Here is a 23,232-nt window from a genome sequence, read left to right as displayed (position 1 = left end):
GAAACCGAAAATGACCTTCCAACACCATCCCCTGCTGATCTTGGGCTCCGGCCCGGCCGGCTACACCGCCGCCATCTATGCCGCGCGCGCCAACCTCAAGCCCACGTTGCTGACCGGCATGGCCCAGGGCGGTCAGTTGATGACGGCGACCGATGTCGACAACTTACCGGTCGACCCCACTGGCGTGCAAGGGCCCGAGCTCATGCAGCGGCTGCTCGTCCAAGAGCGCGGCGACCAGCTTGGTCTTGTGCGCCGAGAGGTTGTCAGAATGACGTGAATCGCCTTGCCGCGCGGCTGGTTGGCGACAATGTCATTGAGGAAGGCCACGAACGCCGCCGAGGTATGGCGCGTGGCCGTCTTGCCCAACACCTCCCCGGTGTTGGTGTTGAAGGCTGCGTACAGTGACAGCGTGCCGTGCCTGAAGTATTCGAAGCCATGGCGCTCGGCGCGACCCGGCGACAGCGGCAGGACGGGGCCGGTGGCGCTGGACTCGGTGTGGGTGTTGGCCATTCACGGGGCCACTTCGCGCAGAAGCCGGTCTTTGATCGGCTGGTACAGGCGGCCGCTGGCGGTCCAGTCGGCATAGACCATGCGATGCGAGCCATGGGGGGTGATCAGCGTCCGGTCGTGGCCGATGACCTGACGTGCCATGTGCGTCAACGACTGCGTCCCCTCGGGCCCGACGGCGCGCGCTCTTCCCAGGGGCTTCGTCACCGGGAGCTGCCGCCAAACACGGCAGTCCATCCGTCAGCGTTGACCAGGCGACAGCAGGGCACCATCGAGCTTGATCCTGCGCTGGGCATTGGTGTTGATCCAGCCCTGCACCGCCAGAACCTCGGTAGCACCCCCGGGAAACCTGCCGTAGTGCGGCACCTCGCCCCGGTAGGTCATGGTGTCGCCCGCGCGAAGGTGGTACTCGCGCTCGCCGATGCACACGACGAGTTCTCCCTTGACGATATGGTCGATCCAGAAGCCGTCAAACTGCACTGGTTTCATGGTCTTGCAGCCCTTGGCAGCCCGCATGCGCAAGAGGCGGATCTGCACTTCGGGCAGCTCCATGACGCCCAATTGCTCGATCTGCACCAGGTCGTCGTCATCCACCTTCCGGGTGCTCAGAGGTTGACCGGCGCGCACCAGCACCGGCTCGGTCAATCCGGCCGAGCTGCCGAACAGGTCGCCTACTTCCACACCCAATGCGGCTGCCAATGCAACAAGTACCGGCAGCGATGGGATGCGTTCGGCCGACTCGATCTTGGACAGCATCGCACCCGAGATGCCCGCCGCGCTCGACAGGGCCACCCCGGTCATGTTGCGATGGATGCGGTGGCCGCGCAGCCGCGCACCGAGTGCCGTGCGAAGGTTGGCAATCTGCGGCGAGATTTCCCCCTCGATCGGATCCTCCGGGGTTTCGTCTAGATGTGCAACCATGGCGCGATTATCCACGCCGCGCCCCACGCTCAGAACCGATACGTTGCGACGATGCCCGTCGTGCGCGGACGGATGGATCCCACGGTCTCAGGCGGGAGCGTGTTCTGAAACACGTAGGGTCGCGTGTCGGTGGCGTTGTTGATGAACAGCGTCAAGCTCAGATCATTGATGTCCACGCCGGCGCGCAAGTCCAGAGCTGTGTAGCCCCCCAGCACGCGGTTGGAGCCTGGGCTGGTTCGGAAGTCGCTGTTATAGCTGCCCACATGCTGCACGCTGCCACCAACAAATGCAGGCAGCTCGCCGACGCTGAACGAGTAGCGCGCCGTGGCATTCGCCGTGAGTTTTGGAATGCCAACCACCCTCGTGCCCTTCGGCGTGACGCGTTCCTGAACCGCGAAGGTCGCCGGGTCCGTCACCGTGTCCAGGCCGATCACGTCTTTGTTGATCTTGGAGTCGACATAGCCGACGCCGGCCGACACCTGCAAGGCTGAGGTCGGACGCGCAACGAGGTCGATCTCGAAGCCGTTCACGTCGATGCCGGCACCCGGGTTGCGTCGGCCCAGCGAGTCGGCATACGTGAAGCCGGTGGGGGCGAACACCGTCAGCTGTGGGTTCTTCCAGCGGGTCGTGTAAACGGCTACGTTGAGGTTTACCCTGTTCGCCAGCCAGCTCGTTTTGGCCCCGGCCTCATAGGTCCAGAGGCTGTCGCTTCCCGCAAATGCCGGCTGCGTGAAACTCAGACCCGGCGGAATGAAGAGCGGGAAGTTCGTCTTGCCCAGGCGAAAGCCCTTGCTGGCCTGTGCGTAGTAGGTGTCTCTGCCAGCAGCGTAGGACACCGAGAAATGCGGCGTAACCGGCTTCTCACTAAGGCGGGCTAATGCCGGGGAAGGGGCGCCGAATTGAATCAGCGTATTGCTGTCGTCGGATGTGTACTTCGTGTAGCGCAGCCCCGAGTTTACGGTGATGCCATTGGCGAACTTGTAGCCGAGTTCGCCGAATACGGCCGTTTGCTTGCGGTCAGTGCTGCTTGCCGAGCCGAAGAAGTTGCCGATCACGGGCACTGGCGTCTCGGAATTGTTGATTGTTTTCTCGGTCGAGTAGAACAGTCCAGCGGACCAGGTCAGGCCAGTCTTCACATCGGGCGAGAGGAATCGGAACTCCTGCGCGAATACCTTGGAGTTGAACTCGCCAATCGAGCGGTAGATCTGGTTCGCCGGCAGCCCGAACCCTGGGCCGAATGGGCCAAAGAATCCCGTGTTGTCGGAGTCGTACGTGGCGGTCTTGTCGAAGTACGACGTGGCCGAGACGAACTCAAATGCCGAACCGCTGTACTTCAGCGCCACGCTGCCTGCACTGAGCTTGTCGCTCCAGGGCTCAAGGATTGCAGTCGGCTTGGCCTGAAAGTCGGTGCCAGGAAGAAACAATGAACCGTTCCCGGCCTTGATGTCCTGCGAGTAGATCCGCCCCGACACGCTCCAATGCGACGTGATCTGGCCGAACAGTGCGACTCGCACGCCTTCCGTGGTGACCTCATTGATATCCTTGCCAAGGGTCGGGTGGTCGACATAGCCGGCCTGCTTGTTGCGGTACGCCGTGATGCCCACCGCCATCTGGTCCTTCACAAGCGGCGTCGACACGCTGGCCACGAGTTCCTGGTTCCAGTCGCCGGCGCCCTGCGTCTTCGACAAACCAAGGCGAGCGGACCCTTCCATGGCCTTCAGGCTGGGGTTGCGCGTCTCGATCTTGATCGTTCCGCCCAACGCCGCCGAACCGTACAACGTGCTGCGCGGGCCACGGATGAGGATGATCTTGTCGATGTCGTACAGCGCTAGATCCACATTGCCCGAGGCCTGCACCACGCTGGTCGGCAGTTCGTCGATGTAGATCGCCACCGTTGATTGGGTGAGCGAGAACCCGGTGTCGGTGACCCCTCGGATCGCAATGTTGCGGCTGACCGCGGTCGCGCCCTTGTTGATGACGAGGCCTGGCTCCCCTGGCAATGCTTCTTCCAGCGAGGAAACACCTCTTTCCTCCAACTGGTCGCCAGTGATGGCCTTGACGGACATCGGCACTTGCTGGATCGCCTCCTTGCGTTTGGTGGCCGTCACCACGACGGTACCAAGCTGGGTCGCCTCCTTGCGATTGGTGGCCGTCTCCTCGACAGGCGGAACCTCCTGGGACATCGCAACTGACCAAGCACCCAGTGCGAGCGCGCCGGCAACCGCCTTTGCGATGCAGGTCAGCTTCGCGGCGTCCCGCGGGGTGCGCGGCATGCTTGATCGAGACAAAGCGCGACGGGTAAGACGGGTCGACAACATGGGCAAGCCTCCTGGCGGGTGGTGTGGGGCGCCCGAAACTTGGTGCTTGGGCTGCGCCACAATTCGATCAAAAACTTGACCCTGTGTCAATGATTTGCGAATCCTATCCCTCCGTGGTTTCCCTAATAAATGCCTCTATATATGGAATGAGCACCTAAGCCTGGTTGACTGTCAATTGACATGAGGTCAATATTCGCTATGATCATTTGCAACGCGTCGGGCCGGGATTCATCTGCTTACCAGAGCCTCACGATGTTTGTTCTGACCACTGACGTTGAGGCATGAGGTGCGATACATGATTCGCGAACACAGAAGCAACTCGCCGCGCTGCCGGTGCGACCTATCCAAGATGCACAGGCGCTCGGCATGTACGTCTGTTGATCGCAACCGGCGATTTGTTCGTCGCCGCCGTCGCGCTGCTGAAGATGGTGCAGCCGCGTTACCTCAGGCTTGTCGTCTTTGCGCGAGCGGCCGATTCACCGACTTGATCCCTGCCAACCCCACACACCGGTCAGAGAGCACTTCGCAATGACACTCCATCTGAATACCCCAGCATCTCACGCGCCATGTCGCAGCGCGAACGGCTGGCGCATGCTGTGCTGCCCGATGCACATGGCGATGATGTTGCCGATGGGCATGGGCGCCGCGGTTGCCGCGCCCCCGCCCAGCGAGCCGCCGCCCAGCTTCATTGATGGCACGGCGCCCAAAGCCACCGAGTGGGCATCGCGCGGCGATGAGCACACCAAGGATCTCTTCGATGTGGCGGAGCCCGGCTGCTGGGTCGTGCTCCGCGGCGCCACGGTGTGGCCGATGACAGGCGACGAGGGGCTGCCCAACCACGACATCCTGGTTCGCGATGGCGTGATCCGCGCCGTGCAACCCACCGGCGCCGCGCTCCCCGAAGGCGCGCGCGTGATCGAAGCGCAGGGCCAGCATGTCATCCCGGGCCTGGCCGACAACCACTGCCATCCGCCGCTGATGCATATCTCGGGCAATTGGGCCGGCATGTTCGGACCACAGGTGAAGGCCGAAGACCTGCAGCTGCCCTACGACTTGCTCATGTTCCTGTTTCTGTCTGGTGGCATCACACGCATCCAGGCGATGGCGGGCTCGGCCGAAGACCTGGCGTTGCGCGACAGCATCCGCCAAGGCCGCCTGCGTGGACCGGCGATGCGCGTGGCTTCGCCCGTGATTGACGGTTACCCGCTGGTCTGGGGCAGCGCCATCAGTTACGGCATCGGCACCCCCGAAGGCGGTCGCACGGCGGCACGGCGGCTGCAGGAACTCGGCTTCGATTTCGCCAAGCCCTATACCCGGTTGGGCCTAGAGGCTTACGACCTGCTGATGGACGAGTGCAAGGCGCTGGGCATCGAAGTCACCGGCCATATCCCGGCGGCGGTGTCAGTGGAGCATGCCTTGCGCAAAGGCCAGCGCGGCGTGGCACATGTCTTCGAGTACTTCTACAACGACTCCGAATCCGAGCGCCGCAACCTGGACATGATGGCTCGCCGTGCGCGCCTGAGCGCCGAGCTGGGCGTGACGGTGCAGAGCACGCTGACGGTGTCGATGATGTTCGAGTACGACATCGGGCAGCGTCCCGACGCCTTCAAGGCCGCAGGCGTGTTCGACCCTGTCTTGCGCCACCTGATGCGTCCTGCCGGGCCGATCGTGCAGATGTTCAGCGGCAACCCTCAATTCGTGGCCCAGGGCACCGATTGCCTGCTGCACTCGATCAACATGATGAAAGCGCTCAAGGCCGAGGGCGTGCGCATCGTCCCCGGCACCGACATGGGCAATTGCAATGGCACGGGCCCGCACACCATCCACGACGAGCTCGAGTGGTTCGTCAAGGACGTGGGCATGACGCCGCTGGAGGCGCTGCGCTGCGCAACGGTCAACTCAGCAGCGCACCATGGTGAGTCGTCTGTGTCCGGCACGCTGGAGACCGGCAAGCGCAGCGACCTCGTGCTGCTCAACGCCGACCCCAGCCGCGATATCGGCGCCACGCGCCAGATTGCCGGTGTGATGCTCGGCAACGCCTACCTGCATCGCGCCGCGATGGACCGCGGCGTGGAGCGAGCCAAGGCGATCTTTGCCCGCATGCCCGTACCGGCGGCAGCATGAGCGGCGCAGCCCAGGACCAGCCCCCGCAGCACTCTGCCGAACCCGCCATGAGCAACCCTCGCATCAGCCTGGTCAACCCGCCCACGATGGCGGCACCCATCAACAACAGCTATTCCAATGGCATGAAGGTGGCTGCCGGCAACCTGCTGTTCGTCGCCGGTCAGGTGGCGCTCGACCGCGAAGGCCGCATGGTCGGCGTGGGCGACCCCGCGGCGCAGATGGAGCAGGTACTGAAGAACATCCAGGCGGTGTGCGAGGCCAGCGGAGCAGCGCTGCAAGACGTTGTGAAGCTCACCGTCTACGTCACCGACATGCGCTTGCTGGCCGCAATGGGGCCCGTGCGCAAGCGCTTCTTCGGCGAGCACCGGCCGGCCAGCCTGGCGCTCCAGGTGGCCGGGTTGTTCGCGCCGGAGATGGTGGTCGAAGTCGAGGCGGTTGTCGCTGTTCCATGAGGTCATGAAATGAATCCAATTCTTGCTGCCACCCCCACCCTGAGCGAGGGCACCCGTGCGCCACAGCGCTGGAGCCGCTGGTGCTGCCCGCTGCACTTCATGAGCGGTGCGTTTTCGCCTGACCGCTCGCCGCGGCTTGCCGCTGCCGGTGCGCCCAGCGGGCCACCGCCCTCGTTGGCCGACATCACCCCCAAAGAGCGCAGCAGCCTGTGCCGGGCAGATGCTTCTCTCACGGCCGGGCTGTATGAGAAGATCGACCGCGACCGCGCGCTTGTGTTCCGCAATGCGCGTGTGATCACGATGCTGGGCACCGACGTGCTGACCGCGCACGACGTGGTCGTGCGCAACGCCCGCATCGAGGCCGTGCAGCCCACAGGCTCGTCGCTGCCCGCTGATGCCGTGGTGGTTGACGCTACTGGCCGCACTCTGATGCCCGGCCTGTCGGACATCCACGCCCATCCGATGGTTGCGGGCTGGGCGCAAGCCTTTGCCGGGATGGTCCGGGACGGCGGCGACGGCAGCCAGCTCGTGCTGCCCTACGAACTGCAGCTTTTCGAGTTGCTGGCCTGCGGCATAACGCGAATCGAAGTCATGGCGGGCTGCCCCGATGCCCTTTGGATGCGCGACGGCGTCAAATCCGGCACCCTGGTCGGCCCGACGATGACGGTAGGCAGCCCCATCGTCGACGGCGCACCGATCATCCACTCGCCGCTGATGACTTACGGCGTGGGCGATCTCGAAGGTGGGCGCCGCGCGGGAGAACAGCTTGCCGACATGGGCTTCGATTTTGCCAAGCCCTACAGCAACTTGCCGGCCGAGGGCTATGAAGGCTTGATGGAGGTGTGCCAGCGCCGCGGCGTGCGCGTGATGGGCCATGTGCCCATCGCCGTGGGTGTGGAGGCCGCCATCCGACGTGGCCAGCAGGGCATCGCGCATGTGGCCGAGCTTTTCTACAACGAACGCGGCCCCGAGCGGCGCGACGCGGCGCGGCGCGAACGCCTGGTGCGCCTGATGGCCGAGCACGGTACCTGGCTGCACGGCACTGCGGCCGTCTCGCACCGCATCGAAGTGATCGGCGGGCGCCTCCCGATGGACGCGCCCGATTGGGACCACATGAGCACGTTACACAAAGCGCTGCTCGCCCCGGACAGCCCGTTGTTGGCCATGTACCGCAACAACCCGGACAAGCAGTATCTGTACGACGAAACCTACGCATTGAGCTGCCAGAGCATTGCCGCCGCTCACCGCGCGGGCGTGCGTGTACTCACGGGAACCGACTACCCCAACCCGACCTTGGTGGCCGGGCATTCGCTGCACGAAGAGCTGGTGCGCCTGACGCAGCACTGCGGGCTGGTGCCTCACGAGGCGCTTCACAACAGCACGCGCCTGGCCGCCCAGTACCACGGCGAAGGCGCAGCCGACGGCACGGTCAGCGTCGGGGGCCGCGCCGACCTGCTGCTGCTGGACGCCGATCCTCTGCAAGACATCCACGCCACGCGGCGCATCCAAAGCGTGCTCGCGGGCCAGCACCTGCTGCGCGAGCCCGCCCTGCGCGACGGCTTTGCACGCATCAAGGCTGCCTATGCAGCGATGCCACCGGTGGTGCTGCAAATGCCCAAGCTGACCTGACCGAACCGCTGCGCAACGAGACCCCAGCCATGCCCGTGAGAACCCTAGATCACTTCCTCATCCTCGTTGAGCCGCTGGAGCCCGCCGTGGCCACCTACGCGCAGCTCGGCTTTCACGTGCGGCCCATCGCCAAGCACGAGGCCATCGGCTCGGCCAACTCGGTGATCCACCTGAAGAACACTTATCTGGAGCTGTTCTTCCTTGGCGACGCGCCGCCCGCGATCAATGCGCAATACCGCCCGCGCCTGGCGGCCGGACAGGGCCTGGCCAATGTCAGCCTGCAAAGCAATAGCCTGGAGGCCGACACCGAACGCCTCAAGGCTGCGGGCCTGACCACCTACCCCATTCTGAGCGCGCGCCGCAAGATCGTGCGGCCCGACGGCACGCCCGACTACACCGCAAGCTCGTCGTTCTACTTCTGGCGTGAAGAGCACCGCTACATGTCGCTGTTCCATTCGGTGCACGAAAAGCCCGAGACGATCTTCATCGAGGCCTACACGCACCACGCCAACACCGTGTGTGACGTGACGCGGCTCGTGTACATGTCCGACGACCCGGCCAAGGACCTGGCCTACTTCACGACGGTGTACGAAGGCGCGCCGACCAGCACCGGGCCCGACGGGTTTTCCTTCGTCGGGCCACGCGGCGAGGTGACCGAAGTGACGACGATCGCACGCGCTACCGAGCGCTATGGCAAGCACCTGCCCAGTGCGGGCCTGGGTGGCTTGGGCGGCTTGCCAATCGCATTGCACTACTCGACCGCATCCATCGACGCCTGTGCCGCGCACCTGAAGAGCCACAACGTCGGTCATTCGGCCTTCGGCCAAGGCTTGATCGTCGCGGCCGACGAGGCCTGCGGCGTGAGCACCGTGTTCGAGCCCATCAACTGCTGAACAAGAGGCGTCTCCAGCATGAAGATCATTTCCCGCGAGAAGAGCAACACCTTGCTTCGCACCGAGGTCTGGACCGTGCAGCCGGACCACATTGGCTACCGCTTCCTGGTCACGGTGACGCTGCCGGCCATGCGCAGACCCGACGGCCCGTTGCATGGTCTGCTCACACTGGACGGTAACTACGCGTGCGGCACTGCGTTTCAGCTCGCCAGCTTTTTGGAGATGTCGGGCAACCTGCCGCCGGCGGCGCTGGTTTCGGTGGGCTATGTGCTCGACTCCGCCGTGCCAGCCATGGTGGCACGCAACACGGAGCTCACGCCCGTCGCCTGGCCCGAGTGGGATGCGCCGTACGGCGAGATTCTCGGTACGCCAGCGCCACCGTCGGGCCAGGCCGATCGCTTTCTGGCCTTCCTGAACAACGAACTCAAGCCGGCCCTCGAAGTCGAGTGCGGCATCGACCCGGAGCAGTGGACCCTGTCCGGCCACTCGCTCGGTGGCCTGTTCACCCTGCACGCCCTGCTGAGCGACCCCCAGCGCTTCAGGCGCTACTTTGCGGTGGGTTCGTCGCTATGGTGGAGGAAGCCCTTTATGTTCGACCGCGCAGAGCGTTTCGTGCGTGAGGCTGAACCGATCGATGTCTCGGTGTACATCGCCGCCGGAGACGAAGAGACACCCGAGGGATTCGCCAAGGCTTGGGCAGCGGTGCTCGACACGCCGGTCTGGAAGCAGTACTTCGGCGTCATGGGTGGCATCCCTGACATTGTGGCCGACTCGCAGCGTATGGCCACATTGATAGGGCAACGCGCCGGCTGCCGGGTCACCAGCGCGGTCTTCCCCAACGAGAACCACAGCTCGGCTCCCTTCGTGGCCCTGAGCCAGGGTCTACGTTGGTTGCACGGCGTGGCCTGAACCGGAATCAACCCGAGTCCCACATGAACACAACAGCCAGCCTCCACGTAACACCGCCCGAAGCCCTCCAACCGACACCGATTCGCATTGCTGCGGCTGGGTTTGCGCCCGGCGAATCGGTCCGCATCGGTTCAAGGCTGGTCGACGATGCCGGCGTCACCTGGGCCGCTCACGGTGACTTCGTGGCAGACAGCAACGGCGCGATCGACCTTGACTCCGCACCGAGCGAACAGGGCACCTACGCAGGCATCGACCCGACAGGCCTGTTCTGGTCGATGCTGCCGTCGCCGTTGGCGGACCGCAACTTCATGATCCAGGCGACAGAACGTTCGCACAAGATGGGCGTGCCGCACTTCGATCCCGTCAAGACGATCAATGTGGAGCTCACGGCCCACACGGGTAACACGCTGCGCGCCCGCGCCACGGTGCGTTTGACCCGGCTCGTCGACGGGATCGAGCTGCTGCCGGTGCGCGACGGACGGCTGCGCGGTACGGTGCTGCGCTGGAAGGACCGCAGCCGCCCACGCGGCGCCATCATGAGCCTCACCGGCTCGGGTGGCGGTGTGGAAATGGGCTACGCACCGCTGCTGGCGTCGCTCGGCTACGACGTGCTGAGCCTGGCCTACTTCGCCTACGAAGACCTGCCGAGGGGCATCGCCTCCATCCCGCTTGAGTACTTCGAAGAAGGATTCCAGTGGATGCAGCGCGAGCTGAGACCGACGCGCATCGCCATCCAGGGAGCGTCGCGCGGCGGTGAGCTCACGTTGGTGCTGGCTTCGTACCTGCCTGAATACGTGAAGGGTGCGATCGCCATCGTGCCGATGTACACCTCCAGCGCGGGCTGGGATCCAGCGCAAGGTGTCGCCGGCCCAAGCTGGACGTTTCGCGGCCAGGACATCCCCTTTGCGCCGTCTAACAACCTGCGCTCGCTGGTGGACATGAAGCGCCTGGGCGATGAGGCGCCCTACGGCTACCCCGCCACACCCGGCTACCGCGCCGACCTGGACCGGCCCGAGGTGCGCGCCAACGCCGCATTGCCGGTGGAACTTGCGGGAGGCCCGCTGCTGCTGATCTCGGGCAAGGACGACCAGATGTGGCCTTGCAGTTGGGGCAGCGATCGCGTCGTCGACCGCCTTCGCGCCAAGGGCTTTGCGCACCCCTATCGCCATCTGGCCCTGGACGACACAGGTCACCTCACGCCAACGCCCAACACCGTGACGAGCTTGTCGCGCGCCGTCTTTCACTCATTGGCCAACGTGTTCCTGGCCTGTGGCGGTTCGCCGGCCGGTACGGCGCTGGCCAGCCGGAAAACCTGGGACGCAATGGTCGAGCACTACCGCATTGTGTTTGGCGAGCCCGCAATCAAAGGACAGCCTTCGTGACCCGCGCCACCCTCACCGCCACACCTAGCGACGCACTGCAGCCCACCGCGATCGCCATCACTGCAGCCGGCTTTGCGCCCGGAGAAACCGTCCGCATCACGAGCACGCTGGTGGACGATGCCGGCGTGACCTGGGCGGCCCACGGCCACTTCGTTGCCGATGCCCAAGGCGAGATCGACCTGGCCACTGCACCGAGCGAACACGGCACCTATGAAGGTGTCGACGCAGCCGGCCTGCTGTGGTCCATGCGGCCGCCCAGTGACACCGATCGCCAGTTCATGATCGACGCCACCGAGAAGGCACACAAGCTCGGCTCGCCGCAAATCGACCCGGTCAAGCCGCATGTCTTCGAGCTGAGCGCGTCGACCGATGGCCAGTTGCGCGCAAGCACCACGCTCAGCCTGCGTCGGCTGGCCGAAGGCATCGAGCAAGTGCCACTGCGCGATGGTCGGCTGCGCGGACAGGTGTTCCGTTGGAAAGAGCGCCGCCTGCCTGATGGCCGCAAGCGCGGCTGCATCTTCACGTTCACCGGTTCGGGCGGTGGCCTGGAGCTTGGCTACGCCCCGGTGCTGGCCTCGCTCGGCTACGACGTGGTCTGCCTCGCCTACTTTGCTTACGACGACCTGCCCAAGTTCATTGCCGCGATTCCGCTCGAGTACTTCGAAGAAGGCTTCCAGTGGGCGCAGCAGGCGCTCGGCGCCGAAACCATCGCCATTCAGGGTGCGTCGCGGGGCGGCGAGCTGGTGATGGCGCTGGCCTCGTTCCTGCCCGAGTACGTTCAGGGCGTGATCGGCATCGTGCCGATGTACACCACCAGCGTCGGCTGGGACCCGGACAAGGGCTTCGGTGGCCCGAGCTTCACTTTCCGTGGCGAGCCGATTCCGCACTGCGGCGCCGGCGACGACCCCGATTGGGACCGCATGCGCCGCATCGGCCTGGCTGAACCCAAGGGCTATGCGCTGACGCCTGAGTACCGCAAAACCTTGGAAGAGCCCGAAACCCGCGCCAACCCCTTGCCGGTAGAACGCGCGGGCGGTCCCGTGCTGTTGATCAGCGGCGTGGACGACCAGATGTGGCCCAGCGCCTGGGGATCAGACCTCATCGTCAACCGCCTGCGGGCCAAAGCCTTCAAACATCCCTACCGCCATCTGTGCCTGAAAGAAACCGGGCACATCACACCGTTTCCGAACACTGTCACCACCTTCACACCGGCGGTGCTGCATTCGCTGCTGGGCATCTTCCTGGCCTGCGGCGGCACACCGGCCGGCACGGCACGCACCAGCCGCCAGTCCTGGGATGCGATGGTGGCGCACTACCACTCTGTGTTTGGCTACTGAGGACGATTGACCATGCGCAATCTCGATCACTTCGTCGTCACCGTCGAAGACCTGGCCGCCGCGCAGCAGGCTTACCGCCGGCTGGGCTTTTCGGTGATGCCCAAGGCCCGCCACGCGGCCATCGGCACGGCCAACCACATCATCCAGCTGCACGACACCTACCTCGAGTTGCTGGGCGATCTGGATCAGTGTTCGTTCGAGCCGCTGAAGCAGCGCTTCGCGAGCCGCCGCGCCGCGGGTGACGGCTTCTACATCAACTGCCTGACGTCAACCGATCTGAAGCCCGACCGGGACGCCTTGCTGGCCAAGCGCCACGCCTGCGGCGAGATCCTCAGCGCGCGGCGCCAGGTGACGATGCCTGACGGCTCGCTCGACGAAACCGCCAGCGACTGCTTCTACGTTTGGCGCGACGAACCGAGGCTGACCTCGACGCTGTTCTACGCCGCCCACGGCAAGCCCCACGTCATCTGGTTCGAGCCCTGGCAGAGCCACCCGAACACCGCCATGACCACGCTGTCGCTGACATACGCCAGCGACGATCTGCGGGCCGACGAACCGTATTTCACCGATTTGTTCGGAGCGGCGCCCGCCGAGCGCGGCGCATCCAGCCTGATCTACAAGACGCCGCGCGGTGAGCGCTTCGAAGTCTTCACGCACGAAGCCCTGCATGCACGCTATGGGCAACACACACCAGCCCGCAGCGGCCTGGCTGTCCGTGGCGTGGGCATCCGCTACGGCGTGGCCAGCCTGGACGTCTGCCGGGCTGCACTGCTCAGCACCGGCACGCCCTTCACTGAAGCGGTCGGCGTCATTACGGTGGCGGCCGAGCACGCCTGCGGCGTGGTCACCGAGTTCAGCCAACTGCCCCGAAAGTCCCTGTGAACACAGCAAACGCCCGTAACTCGACTGCGCCGCCCTGGCTATGGGTCTATGGCCTAGTGGTGCTTTGCGCCGTCGTGGTGTTGGGCATCGCCGCCAGTTATCTAGTGACGCTGTTGGTGCAGCCATTGCGTGTCGACTTGAAACTCACCGATTCGCATATCGGTCAACTGCAAGGCTCGGTGATCGCGGTGGCCGCCGCACTGGCTGCGTTTCCGATCGGTTGGCTGTCCGACAGGCTGGACCGGCGCTGGGTGCTGGCCGGCTGCGTGGTGGTGTGGTCCGCAGCGACCTGTGCCGCGGGCCTGGCACCCAACTTCGATGCCCTGATGTGGGCGATGGTCGTGCTTTCGGTGGGCGAAGCCGCGCTGATTCCCATCATCTACGCTGTCACGCCGCGGGTGGTGCCGGCGCGTCGGCTGGCGATGGCCAACCTATTGGTCTACTCGTCGATCGTGTTGAGCGGCGGTGCCGCCCTGGCACTGGGCGGCGCACTCTACGAATGGGTATCTGCCAACCGGGCTGCGCTGCCCTGGCGCGATGCCGGTGAATCGTGGCGCTTGATCTTTTTCATCGCCGGGCTGGCCGGGCCCGTCGTGGCGGTGATGCTGCTGCTGGTCAGGCTGCGCCCGATTGCCGCAGTCGCGACGTTGGCAACTTCGCCATCGACCCCCGCTTCACCGATCGCCGCCCCACAGACCTACGTCGACTTCCTGCGCTCCCACGGCGGATCCATCGTGTTGATCTTTACCGCCCTCGGAGCCATGAACATGGGTTGGTTCACCTTGGTGATCTGGATCCCGGCCGTGCTCAGCCGCAGCTTCGGCACCGAGGTCGGCGCCGCCGGTGTGGCCTTCGGCAGCGCGAGTATGGCCGCCACCGCCGTGGGCGTCGCAGCGGGTCTGTGGTGGGCGGCCCGCACCAAGGGGCCACCCGATCCCGTGGCTGGCCTTCGCATGGTTCGCAACGGCTCCCTGGCGGTGATCCCCGTGATCGTGCTGATGGCCTGGGCGCCGAACCAGACCGTCCTGCTGGCATTGACGGCGATAGCCATTGCCGTCCTCGTCGTGGCCGCGGCCCAGGCGCCCACCATGATGCAGGGCATCGCGCCGATGTCGTTCGTCGGCCGCACGATCGCACTCTTTGTGATCGTGATCCTTCCGGTGCGAGCCGGAGCGCCTGTCGCCGTGGGCATGCTGTCAGACCACTTCGGCGCCGACACGCCTACCGGCTTGCTGCATGCCGTGGTGCTGGTGAGCTTGGCGATGCTTCTGTTGGCTGTCTTGCTGCTCTTCATCAGCGAACGCCACTACGCGCGGCTGGTGGAGTCGAATCGTCGAGCCGATGGCCTGGACCCGTCGCCTGCAGTTGCAGCACCTTGAAGGGCTTGAATGACATGCGCAACCGCAACCACCAAGACTCGATTCGCGACAGTGGCACTGCAGTGAGCCCTGACCTGGCCCAATTCATCGACGAGGCGCTGTCGCGCAGCCGTGCGCCCGTGGACCCGTCGGACGCAGTGCTGGACATCGCGCCCTTGATGATGGAGTTGAGTGCGCGCGCCAACGAGATGCTGCAGAAGGCGCACTTGCGCAGCGATCCAGCGCACTACACCCGCAACCTGGTCTACTGCGCGCCGGACAGTTGCCTGTCGCTCTACGCCCTGGTGTGGCTGCCCGGCCAGTGGACGCCGGTGCACGACCACGGCAGTTGGGGCGTCGTCGGCGTGGTCGAAGGCGTGCTCGAGGAGCGCAGCTTTGTGCGCCAGTCGGCCGACGATGGTCGCGACGAGGGCATCGCGCTGGCGCGCGGCGGCGTCGTTCTGCTGCCGCCGCGCGCCGTGAGCACCTTTGTGCCCAACCCGGACCACATCCACATCACCGGCGTACCTGCCGGGCGGCCGCGTGCGGTCAGCCTGCATCTGTACGGCCGCACGATGAGCGACTTCAACCTCTACGACGTCGAAGCCGGCACGCGCCGGCGCATCGCCGTCGCTCACAACGAAAGCTGAACCCATGAGTCTTCCAATCACGATGCGCGCCGCTGTTGTGCGGGCCCACGGCGGCCCCGAGGCCACCGCCTTCGAGCCCACGTACCCGCGGCCATCGGTCAGGCCAGGCCACGTGCTGCTCCGCGTGCGCGCCTGCTCGCTGAACTACCACGACATCTTTACCCGCCGCAGCATGCCTGGCATCAAGGTGCCGCTGCCGATCATCATCGGCTCGGACATCGCGGGCGAGATTGCCGAAATCGGCACCGGCGTTAGCGGTTTTTCGGTCGGCGAGCGCGTGATGGTCGATCCGCTGCCGCTCTCGGGCGAAGGCGCCCCCAAAGGCATGATCGGCGAGATGTACGACGGCGGCCGCGCAGAGTACTGCGTGGTCTACGCGCCGCAGTTGGTGAAGCTGCCCAACGATGTGAGCTTCGAAGTCGCCGCCAGCCTGCCCTTGGCCTATGCAACGGCGCACCGAATGATGGTCACCATCGGCCAGGTCAAGGCCGGCGAGACCGTGCTCGTGCTCGGCGCCTCCGGCGGTGTCGGCACGGCCTGCGTATTGCTGGCCAAGCTGGCTGGCGCCACCGTGATTGCCTGTGCCGGCTCCGACGAAAAAGCCGCGCGGCTCAAGGGTCTCGGTGCTGACCACGTCATCAACTACCGAACGGCCAAGCTGATGGAGGCCACCCACGCCCTGGTCGGCAAGCCGCGCATCAGCGGCAGCGGTGGCGTGGACGTGGTGGTCAACTTTACCGGCGGCAACTCCTGGCAGGAGGGCATCCGCTGCCTGAAGGTGGGCGGCCGGCTGCTGACCTGCGGCGCCACAGCGGGCTACGACGAACACATCGACGTGCGCTATGTCTGGACCTTCGAGCTGAAGCTGATGGGCAGCAACGGCTGGCGCCGCGACGACATCACGGCCTTGATCGAACTCGCGCGCAGCCATCGCATGCAACCGGTGGTCGACAAGGTGCTGCCGTTGGAGCAGATTCGCGAGGCCGAGCGCCTAATGGAAGAGCGCGAGGTGTTTGGGAAGATCGTGGTGACGCCATGAGTGCCGACCAGGATCTTGTAGCCGCACTTCAGGCGCAGTGCGACGCCTCGCCCTTCATCAAGTTCGCGGGCGTGCATGTGACGGCTCTGGACCGCGAGGCGATGCGGGTGAGCTTTCGCATGCCCTTCAAGCCCGAGTTCGAACGTGGTGCCGGCACGGGCCAATGGCATGGTGGGCCGATCGCGTCGCTGATTGACACGGCGGGCTGCATGGCGCTCATCGCCGTCGCCGGGCGCGGCGCCGGAACGATCGACTTCCGCACCGACTACCTGCGCCCTGCTGGCGGCCCATTCCTCGATGCGGTGGGCATGGTGCGTCGCACTGGACGCACCATGGGTGTGGCCGACGTGGACGTGTTCGACAGCGCCGGCAAGCTGGTGGCCACTGGCCGCGGCAGCTTTTTCGTGGAGGCGGGGAAGTGATGAGCGAGATACCGCTGGACCAGCGCACCGACTTGCCCGCCAACCTGGGCCTTACGCTCGATGGGTCGCGCGACCCACAGGCCACCGCGCTGATCGATCTGCGCGACCCCGCTGAACCACGCAGCTGGAGCTACGGCGAACTCGATGCACTGTGCAACGCCGTGGCGCGCGGCCTGCTGGCAGCCGGCCTGCAACGCGGCGCCAGCGTCGGCGTGATGGCGGCCAACTCCGCGCACGCCCTGGCCGTGATGCTGGGCACGATGCGCGCCGGTTTGGTGAGCGTGCCGCTGAACCCGCGCGCGGGCGGCGAGACCCTGGCCTACATGGTTGCCAACTCGGCCGTGAAGTTGATGTTTGCCGACGCGGCCGCGATGCCGGTGGCCACGGGCCTGCCGGGGCTTGACCGCGTGGTGGCCTTGCACGGCTCTGACTTCACGGCCTTCACCAGCCCGGGTCCCTTCACATCGGTTGTGCCGGCGGCCGACGAGACGGCACTCGTGCTCTACACCTCGGGCTCCACCGGGCGGCCCAAGGGTGTGCTGCTGTCGCACCGCAGCCAGGTGCTGATCGCGGCGGGTTATGCCACGCCGTTCATGGCCGAATGCCTTGCCAGCGGGCCGACTATCGTCGCCGCGCCACTGTTCCACATGAATGCCACCGTCAACACGACGCATGTCTTCATGCTACAGGGCGCCATCGTGTTGATGCCGCGCTTCGAGGTGCGTGGCTTCATCGACGCCGTGTCGCGTTATCGCGTCAGCGTGCTGTCCGGCGTGCCAACGATGACGGCGATGATGGCGCAGGAGCAGACCGCGCTGGCCGCGGCCGACTTCAGCAATGTGAAGCTGGTGGTCATCGGCTCGGCGCCGCTGTCGGCCACGGTGCTGGCGCAGGTGCAGCAGTTGTTTGCGAAGGCTGCCGTCATCAACAGTTACGGCACGACCGAGACTGGGGCGGGCTACTTCGGCGCGCATCCGCGAGGCAAACCGCGCCCGTTCATGTCGGTCGGCCACGCACAGCCGCACGCCAGGCTCCGGCTCGTGAACGGCCATGGCCAGGACGTCGACGAGCAGGGCGTGCTCGAAGTGCACTGCGCCACGCGCATGAGCGGCTACCAGAACCTGCCCGATCTCACCGCCGAGCGGTTGCGCGATGGCTGGATCCACACCGGCGACATCATGCGGCGCGACGCCGATGGCTGGTACTACTTCATCGGCCGAGACGACGACATGTTCGTCTGCGCCGGCGAGAACATCTATCCCGGCCAAGTCGAACGCCTGCTCGAGCGCCACCCCGATGTGCTGGAGGTCTGCGTCGTGCCGCTGGCCGACGAGCTCCGCGGGCACATGCCGGTGGCCTTTGTGGTGCCCCGGCCCGGTTCGGCGCCTACCGAGCAAGAACTGAAGGACCATGTGCTGGTGCTGGCCGCGCCCTACATGCACCCGCGCCGGGTTTGGTTCATCGAGCAGATGCCGCTGGCCGGCACCAACAAGATCGATCGGCATTCGCTGAAAGCGCGTGCTGTGCAGATGGCTGCGGCGATCTGAGTCGATCAGGCTTCGCCCCGACCCCAACGCTCGGACACCGACGATGCTTGCTTTGACACCGTCGCCCCTCCTCACCTGTCGTCACCACTGCCCATGACCACATCCCCTCCCCTGGCCATCGAACACACCCGAGTGGCCACGCTGCGCGGCAACGAGGTCCTGCACGACCACACGGTGCTCGTGCGCAACGGTCGCATCGAACGACTGGGCCCGAGCGCGCTGCTGCCGGCACCAGCCGACGCGACACGCATCGACGGCAGCGCTTGTACGCTGTTGCCTGGCCTGTGCGACATGCATGTCCACCTGCTGCCGAGCGGCATCGACCCGACCGAAGGCGTTCCCGACGAAGCCAGTGCCTGGGCGCAGGCCGAGGCTTACCTGAAGCGTCTGCTCGACGCCGGACTGACGACGGTGCGCAACATGGCCGGCACACCGTGGCATCTGAGGGTGCGCGACGCAGTCAACGCCGGCCGCATCCCCGGGCCGCGCATCGTCACCGCGGGGCCGATCCTCGAGACGCGCTTCAGCTTCGCCGCCATGGCGGCCTTCGGTAAGCTCGTCACGAGCGTCGAGCAAGGCCGTGCCGAAGTACACGCCCAGGCCGCTGCCGGCTACGACTTCATCAAGGTCTACAACGACCTCGACCCCGACATCTACGACGCAATCGTGGCCACCGCCCGCGAGCTGGGTCTGCCGGTGGCCGGGCATGTGCCTTTCGGCAAAGGCCTGTTCGGGGCACTGGCGGCGCGCCAGGACTCGATTGAGCACTTCCGCTCCTACGACTTCGCGCTCGATGTGCGTGAACCCGCGGGCAAGGAGCGTTTCGTCGGCTGGCTGCACAGCACGCCGGCGCGCATGCGCGAGCTGGCCGAGCGCACCGCCGAGGCGGGTAGTTGGAACGTACCCACGCTGGTGATTGAAGAAGCCTTGGCGCGCAGCATCAAGGGTGACAGCGCCGATGCGCCGTGGATTGAGGCGACGACCGATCAGACCGACTTGCGTTCGGTCTTCAGCCCGGCCGCTTTGGCAGCGATCGCTGAAGGCCTTCCGTTGCGCCAGCAGTTGCTCGCGGCGATGGATCACAGTGGCGCGCGGCTGCTTGCCGGCAGCGACTGCCCTGGCTGCGGACTGATCCCCGGCCAGTCCCTGCACCGCGAACTGCAGTTGATGGTGCAGGCTGGCCTGTCACCGTTGCGCGCGCTCCAGACGGCCACTGCCAATGCGGCCGAGTACCTTGGGCTGCGCGGGCAGCAGGGCCAGATCATTGAGGGCCAGCGCGCCGACCTGCTGTTGATCGAGGGCAACGCGACGAGCGATTTGGCGGCGCTTTCGAACGTACGTGGCGTCGCGACCGCTGGAACTTGGCACACCCCCGCAGGAGAAAGCTCATGAACCCAGACTCGGACAACAAGGTCTTTCGCGCTCGCGTGCGGTACGCCGAGTGCGATGCCCATGGCGAGTTGTCCATGGCGAGTTGCATGAACTACTTCAGCGAGGCCGCAGCAGCCGCCTTGCGCAGCGTCGATATCGATCTGCGAGCGATGACGGCCAAGGGCGGCCCATTGCGCGAGTGCGCCGTCACGACCCAGCTGCACCGGGCGCTGGGCTATGACGACGAGATCGAGGTGTCGGTACGCCTCGAAGATCAGAAGCCACAGGAGTTCACGCTCGCTTTTGAGATGAGTCTGCTGCGCGAGCAGCGGATGGTGGCGGAGGGGCGAATGCGGTACGTCGCGCGGCCTTCGCCATCAGGAGATGCCCGCGCGCTCGCGGACGACCTGCTGGCGCGACTTCCGCTTCTGAAGCATCAGACAACTTCTCTCGGTTGAGAACGTAGGCACCTGCCCTCGATTCGCAATCCGTCGTTCACGATCCGATGGAAACGCTATGACCAATCCGAGTTCGCCTGCAAAGACTCTGGGGTTAAAGGCGCTTGTCGCCGCGCTCATGCTTGCCGCTGGCGTGTGGTACTGGCTTGCCTTGAGCACGCCGCCAGCAGCGCAGACCCGCAATGAGGGTTGCGTGCCTGGGCACGAGGTACTGATTCCCAATGGCATGGCCGCGGCACAATTCGCGTACACCGGGACCGTGGGCTGCGAGCCCTTGCCCCCGATGGCGGTGAGTTGGGCTCAGGCCTTCCAAGCCGGCTTCCGATGACGGGCGGCAACAACCTGCATGTGCGGACCACCGACGCACCCGAAACGCCAGTTTTTGCCAGGCGATTCGTCGCGCTCTTCGTGGATGACGACGCTGTCTGGACGCTGATTGTCAAGGAGGCTGTGCGTCACAACACGGCTATCCAGCTGCGCGTGGCACGATCCGTGGCGGAGGCCGAAGCGTCGCTGAGGGATGTCATACCCGACGTGGTCCTTCTCGACATGCACTTGGGCGACGGCTACGGCATGGAAGCCTTCGGTCGTTTCAAGGCGATCCCGGGCATGAGCGCTGTGCCCATCATTGCGTTGACCGCAGACACAGTTGCTGAACGTAGCACCCAGGCCAAGGCGCTGGGCTTTGCCGAATACTGGTCCAAGCCGATCGACGTCTTGCGGATTGCCGATGACCTCGTTCGCGCGGCTGGCCTTTCACCTCACCGGAGTGCCCCATGAAGAAGCTTTTCGTTAGCGCCGACATCGAAGGCGTAGCCTGCATCAGCGCACCGGTCGAAGTCGACAAGGCCCATCAGGCGGAGTACACGCCATTTCGCGACCAGATGACGGCCGAGGTGGCAGCGGCTTGCAGCGGCGCCTATGCAGCGGGTGTTGAGGCCATCGTGGTCAAGGATGCCCACTGGACTGCACGCAACATCGATCCGCACAAGCTCTCGGCCCCATTGGGCAAAAGCCTGCAATTGATCCGCGGCTGGAGCGGGCACCCGTTCGCCATGGTTCAAGGCATCGACAAGACCTTCGATGGCGCGGCCTTCATCGGCTACCACTCGGCGGGGGGGGGCGGCGGCAACCCGCTGGCCCACACCGTCTCGAGCCGCGCCTTTGCTCGCGTCGAACTCAATGGGGCGGTCGCCTCTGAGTTCCTGATCTACGCCTACGCCGCCGCCAGCCTGGGCGTGCCGCTGGTCTTCCTGTCGGGCGACAAGCAGCTCTGCGACGAGGCCTCGCGAACCATCGATGGCTTGCAGACCGTCGCCACGCTGGAGGGCTTTGGCGCCTCGGTGCTCTCGCTGCTGCCGGCTGATGCGGTCCGCCTCATCGAGGCCGGCGTGCAACGTGCAGTCAGCGGCCCGGCCCCGGCGCCCTTGAAGTTGCCGAGCGACTTCGCCTTTAAGCTGACATTCAACAAGGCCAACGACGCATACGCCAAGTCCTTCTTCCCACAAGCCAGGATGGAATCCGACACCGAACTGCTGCTGGAAACGCGCAACTACTTCGACGTGCTCACCTTCCTCTGGTTTGCTGCGCAGTGAGGGTTGTCGTCGTCGGCGCCGGCCTGATCGGCCTGACCAGCGCCTACTACCTGCAACGGCAAGGCGCACAGGTCACGGTGCTGGAGCGCGAAGCGGGGCCGGGGTTGGGCACGAGCTTTGCGAACGGTGCTTTGCTCCACCCGAGCCTGGTCGATCCTTGGAATGCGCCCGGCGTGCTCGGGTTCCTGTTGCGCAACCTGGGTCGCGATGACTCGCCGATGCTGCTGCGCGCGCGTGCCCTGCCGTCGTTGGTGGGTTGGGGACTGCGCTTCGTGCGCGAGTCGCGCCCGCGGCGCTTCACCCGCAACACCCAGCGCAACTTGGTACTGGCGCGCCACAGCCTGGCGCAGATGGCGAAGCTGCGTGAGGACACCGGGCTGGAGTACCACCAGTACTTTCGCGGCTCGCTGTCGATCTACCGTGACGAAGCAGCGGCGGCCGCCGCACGCACCGCGGCCCAGGGCCACGGCATTGCATTCGAGTGGCTTGATCGCGACAAGCTGGTCGCGGCGGAACCCATGCTGGCCGACGTGGCCTCGCAACTGGCCGGTGGATTGCACTACCGCGAAGACGAAGGCGGCGATGCCCACGCGTTCTGCAACGCGTTAACCGAGGTGCTGCGCCAGCGAGGTGTGGGGATTGAACTGGGCTGCACGGTGACTGATTTCGAAACGGCTGGGGCCAACGTGCGCGCTGTTGTCGCGGCGGAGCGCAGGTTCGACGCGGATGTGGCGGTGCTTTGCGCAGGCGTGTGGTCAACCGCCTTGGCGCGGCGATTGCAACTGAGGTTGCCAGTCAGGCCTGCGAAGGGCTATTCGATCACGTTGCCTTTGGGCTTGGGCCCGGCCCCGCGCATGCCCTTGGTGGATCACGGCCTGCATGCTGCGGTAGTTCCGGTGGGCACCGACCGCCTGCGCGTTGCCGGCACGGCCGAGTTCACCGGCATGAATTTGGCGATTTCACCGGCGCGCGTGGCTAACCTCGAGTCTCTGCTGCGCCGCATCTACCCGGCGGTGGCGGCGCGCACTGCTCCTGCCGACATCCACGCATGGGCCGGCCTACGGCCGATGTGTGCCGATGGCGTGCCGCTCATTGGAGGTACACATTGGGAAAACCTGTTCATCAACACCGGGCACGGGCATCTCGGATGGACGCTCGCGGCAGGGTCGGGGCAACTCATCGCAGACATGGTGACCGGCCGCAGTGGCTCGATCGACGCGCGGGACTACGCGCCTGACCGCTTCTGAGACGAGTCGCTCCCACGAACGACGTCGACAACCAGCCTGGGCAGATCGACTGTCGGCTGTCCGGGAGCACGGGATGTCAGCGCGTGAAGGCGGACTCCCGGGTTGATGCGATCGCGCGCGTCCACAGTGGACAAGCCACCCACCCACAGCCGTTCATGCATGTAGTTACGATCACCTCGCATGGGAAGTCC

21 protein-coding genes and 2 pseudogenes are annotated in these 23,232 nt (G+C 65.5%); 19 read left to right on the top strand and 4 right to left on the bottom strand.

Features of this window, described 5'->3' with window-relative positions:
• Nucleotides 1–10: 10 nt before the first annotated feature.
• A pseudogene (locus tag DES47_RS27380) lies at nucleotides 11–217 on the top strand (NAD(P)/FAD-dependent oxidoreductase); the annotation flags it as partial.
• On the opposite strand, the pseudogene DES47_RS27375 reads toward DES47_RS27380, so the two are convergent.
• From DES47_RS27375 to DES47_RS27365, 4 genes and pseudogenes are all read right to left on the bottom strand, one after another.
• A pseudogene (locus DES47_RS27375) lies at nucleotides 209–474 on the bottom strand (transposase); the annotation flags it as partial. The pseudogenes DES47_RS27380 and DES47_RS27375 sit on opposite strands and share 9 nt — an antisense overlap.
• A gap of 36 nt (nucleotides 475–510) precedes the next feature.
• The gene (locus tag DES47_RS28885) at nucleotides 511–651 is read right to left on the bottom strand and encodes a hypothetical protein (RefSeq protein WP_166652212.1); all 141 of its coding nucleotides are present in this window, start codon (nucleotides 649–651) and stop codon (nucleotides 511–513) included.
• Nucleotides 652–747: 96 nt separating this feature from the next.
• Nucleotides 748–1,443: a helix-turn-helix domain-containing protein gene (locus DES47_RS27370; RefSeq protein ID WP_133703961.1), complete on the bottom strand. Its 696-nt coding sequence runs from the start codon at nucleotides 1,441–1,443 to the stop codon at nucleotides 748–750.
• A gap of 14 nt (nucleotides 1,444–1,457) precedes the next feature.
• Nucleotides 1,458–3,746: a TonB-dependent receptor gene (locus DES47_RS27365; RefSeq protein ID WP_133703960.1), complete on the bottom strand. Its 2,289-nt coding sequence runs from the start codon at nucleotides 3,744–3,746 to the stop codon at nucleotides 1,458–1,460.
• A 618-nt stretch (nucleotides 3,747–4,364) separates the two neighbouring features.
• Between DES47_RS27365 and DES47_RS27360 the strand changes: the two genes are divergently transcribed.
• The 18 genes from DES47_RS27360 (at nucleotide 4,365) to DES47_RS27275 (ending at nucleotide 23,041) form a co-directional block, all read left to right on the top strand.
• Complete coding sequence (locus DES47_RS27360) at nucleotides 4,365–5,870, top strand: amidohydrolase family protein (RefSeq protein ID WP_208115138.1); 1,506 nt, start codon at nucleotides 4,365–4,367, stop codon at nucleotides 5,868–5,870.
• Between the two features lie 47 nt (nucleotides 5,871–5,917).
• The gene (locus tag DES47_RS27355; RefSeq protein ID WP_166652209.1) at nucleotides 5,918–6,322 is read left to right on the top strand and encodes a RidA family protein; all 405 of its coding nucleotides are present in this window, start codon (nucleotides 5,918–5,920) and stop codon (nucleotides 6,320–6,322) included.
• Nucleotides 6,323–6,496: 174 nt separating this feature from the next.
• Complete coding sequence (locus tag DES47_RS27350; protein WP_166652208.1) at nucleotides 6,497–7,951, top strand: amidohydrolase family protein; 1,455 nt, start codon at nucleotides 6,497–6,499, stop codon at nucleotides 7,949–7,951.
• A 29-nt stretch (nucleotides 7,952–7,980) separates the two neighbouring features.
• On the top strand, nucleotides 7,981–8,844 hold the full coding sequence (locus DES47_RS27345) for a VOC family protein (protein ID WP_133703956.1): 864 nt from the start codon (nucleotides 7,981–7,983) through the stop codon (nucleotides 8,842–8,844).
• Nucleotides 8,845–8,862: 18 nt separating this feature from the next.
• A complete protein-coding gene (locus tag DES47_RS27340) occupies nucleotides 8,863–9,753 on the top strand; it encodes an alpha/beta hydrolase (protein ID WP_133703955.1) in 891 nt (296 codons plus the stop codon).
• Between the two features lie 23 nt (nucleotides 9,754–9,776).
• Nucleotides 9,777–11,135 carry an acyl-CoA thioesterase/bile acid-CoA:amino acid N-acyltransferase family protein gene (locus tag DES47_RS27335; RefSeq protein WP_133703954.1) on the top strand — a complete coding sequence of 453 codons (1,359 nt, stop codon included), beginning with the start codon at nucleotides 9,777–9,779 and terminating at the stop codon, nucleotides 11,133–11,135.
• Nucleotides 11,132–12,472, top strand: coding sequence for an acyl-CoA thioesterase/bile acid-CoA:amino acid N-acyltransferase family protein (locus tag DES47_RS27330; protein ID WP_166652207.1), 1,341 nt, complete (start codon nucleotides 11,132–11,134; stop codon nucleotides 12,470–12,472). The genes DES47_RS27335 and DES47_RS27330 overlap by 4 nt, the downstream gene beginning before the upstream one ends.
• 12 nt (nucleotides 12,473–12,484) lie before the next feature.
• Nucleotides 12,485–13,354: a VOC family protein gene (locus DES47_RS27325; protein WP_133703952.1), complete on the top strand. Its 870-nt coding sequence runs from the start codon at nucleotides 12,485–12,487 to the stop codon at nucleotides 13,352–13,354.
• Complete coding sequence (locus DES47_RS27320; protein WP_166652206.1) at nucleotides 13,351–14,733, top strand: MFS transporter; 1,383 nt, start codon at nucleotides 13,351–13,353, stop codon at nucleotides 14,731–14,733. The genes DES47_RS27325 and DES47_RS27320 overlap by 4 nt, the downstream gene beginning before the upstream one ends.
• Nucleotides 14,730–15,362 (top strand): cysteine dioxygenase family protein, encoded by a 633-nt coding sequence (locus DES47_RS27315; protein WP_243748485.1) that lies wholly within the window; start codon nucleotides 14,730–14,732, stop codon nucleotides 15,360–15,362. Before DES47_RS27320 ends, DES47_RS27315 begins: the two co-directional genes overlap by 4 nt.
• 22 nt (nucleotides 15,363–15,384) lie before the next feature.
• Nucleotides 15,385–16,401, top strand: coding sequence for a zinc-binding dehydrogenase (locus tag DES47_RS27310; protein WP_133703978.1), 1,017 nt, complete (start codon nucleotides 15,385–15,387; stop codon nucleotides 16,399–16,401).
• Nucleotides 16,398–16,823, top strand: a complete 426-nt coding sequence (locus DES47_RS27305; protein ID WP_133703950.1) for a PaaI family thioesterase — start codon at nucleotides 16,398–16,400, stop codon at nucleotides 16,821–16,823. The genes DES47_RS27310 and DES47_RS27305 overlap by 4 nt, the downstream gene beginning before the upstream one ends.
• A complete protein-coding gene (locus tag DES47_RS27300) occupies nucleotides 16,823–18,370 on the top strand; it encodes a class I adenylate-forming enzyme family protein (RefSeq protein ID WP_133703949.1) in 1,548 nt (515 codons plus the stop codon). Before DES47_RS27305 ends, DES47_RS27300 begins: the two co-directional genes overlap by 1 nt.
• A gap of 93 nt (nucleotides 18,371–18,463) precedes the next feature.
• Nucleotides 18,464–19,762, top strand: a complete 1,299-nt coding sequence (locus DES47_RS27295) for an amidohydrolase family protein (protein WP_133703948.1) — start codon at nucleotides 18,464–18,466, stop codon at nucleotides 19,760–19,762.
• A complete protein-coding gene (locus DES47_RS27290; RefSeq protein ID WP_133703947.1) occupies nucleotides 19,759–20,199 on the top strand; it encodes an acyl-CoA thioesterase in 441 nt (146 codons plus the stop codon). Before DES47_RS27295 ends, DES47_RS27290 begins: the two co-directional genes overlap by 4 nt.
• 324 nt (nucleotides 20,200–20,523) lie before the next feature.
• Nucleotides 20,524–20,979, top strand: coding sequence for a response regulator (locus DES47_RS27285; RefSeq protein WP_133703946.1), 456 nt, complete (start codon nucleotides 20,524–20,526; stop codon nucleotides 20,977–20,979).
• Nucleotides 20,976–21,794, top strand: a complete 819-nt coding sequence (locus tag DES47_RS27280) for a M55 family metallopeptidase (RefSeq protein WP_133703945.1) — start codon at nucleotides 20,976–20,978, stop codon at nucleotides 21,792–21,794. The genes DES47_RS27285 and DES47_RS27280 overlap by 4 nt, the downstream gene beginning before the upstream one ends.
• Nucleotides 21,683–23,041: a D-amino acid dehydrogenase gene (locus tag DES47_RS27275; protein ID WP_341800728.1), complete on the top strand. Its 1,359-nt coding sequence runs from the start codon at nucleotides 21,683–21,685 to the stop codon at nucleotides 23,039–23,041. Before DES47_RS27280 ends, DES47_RS27275 begins: the two co-directional genes overlap by 112 nt.
• The last annotated feature ends 191 nt before the right edge of the window (nucleotides 23,042–23,232 follow it).

The organism is Roseateles toxinivorans (genome assembly GCF_004362525.1).
In the GTDB taxonomy this organism is placed as follows: Bacteria; Pseudomonadota; Gammaproteobacteria; order Burkholderiales; family Burkholderiaceae_C; genus Paucibacter; species Paucibacter toxinivorans.
Note: the sequence above shows the minus strand (reverse complement) of the source record. Positions and strands in the feature narration are given on the sequence as shown.

Coding starts and splice junctions, on each gene's coding strand:
- DES47_RS27300 (WP_133703949.1), top strand. CDS start 16,823: ATGAGCGAGATACCGCTGGACCAGCGCACCGACTTGCCCGCCAACCTG.
- DES47_RS27365 (WP_133703960.1), bottom strand. CDS start 3,746: ATGTTGTCGACCCGTCTTACCCGTCGCGCTTTGTCTCGATCAAGCATG.
- DES47_RS27310 (WP_133703978.1), top strand. CDS start 15,385: ATGCGCGCCGCTGTTGTGCGGGCCCACGGCGGCCCCGAGGCCACCGCC.
- DES47_RS27305 (WP_133703950.1), top strand. CDS start 16,398: ATGAGTGCCGACCAGGATCTTGTAGCCGCACTTCAGGCGCAGTGCGAC.
- DES47_RS27335 (WP_133703954.1), top strand. CDS start 9,777: ATGAACACAACAGCCAGCCTCCACGTAACACCGCCCGAAGCCCTCCAA.
- DES47_RS27360 (WP_208115138.1), top strand. CDS start 4,365: ATGATGTTGCCGATGGGCATGGGCGCCGCGGTTGCCGCGCCCCCGCCC.
- DES47_RS27325 (WP_133703952.1), top strand. CDS start 12,485: ATGCGCAATCTCGATCACTTCGTCGTCACCGTCGAAGACCTGGCCGCC.
- DES47_RS27345 (WP_133703956.1), top strand. CDS start 7,981: ATGCCCGTGAGAACCCTAGATCACTTCCTCATCCTCGTTGAGCCGCTG.
- DES47_RS27280 (WP_133703945.1), top strand. CDS start 20,976: ATGAAGAAGCTTTTCGTTAGCGCCGACATCGAAGGCGTAGCCTGCATC.
- DES47_RS27290 (WP_133703947.1), top strand. CDS start 19,759: ATGAACCCAGACTCGGACAACAAGGTCTTTCGCGCTCGCGTGCGGTAC.
- DES47_RS27295 (WP_133703948.1), top strand. CDS start 18,464: ATGACCACATCCCCTCCCCTGGCCATCGAACACACCCGAGTGGCCACG.
- DES47_RS27355 (WP_166652209.1), top strand. CDS start 5,918: ATGAGCAACCCTCGCATCAGCCTGGTCAACCCGCCCACGATGGCGGCA.
- DES47_RS28885 (WP_166652212.1), bottom strand. CDS start 651: ATGGCACGTCAGGTCATCGGCCACGACCGGACGCTGATCACCCCCCAT.
- DES47_RS27285 (WP_133703946.1), top strand. CDS start 20,524: ATGACGGGCGGCAACAACCTGCATGTGCGGACCACCGACGCACCCGAA.
- DES47_RS27340 (WP_133703955.1), top strand. CDS start 8,863: ATGAAGATCATTTCCCGCGAGAAGAGCAACACCTTGCTTCGCACCGAG.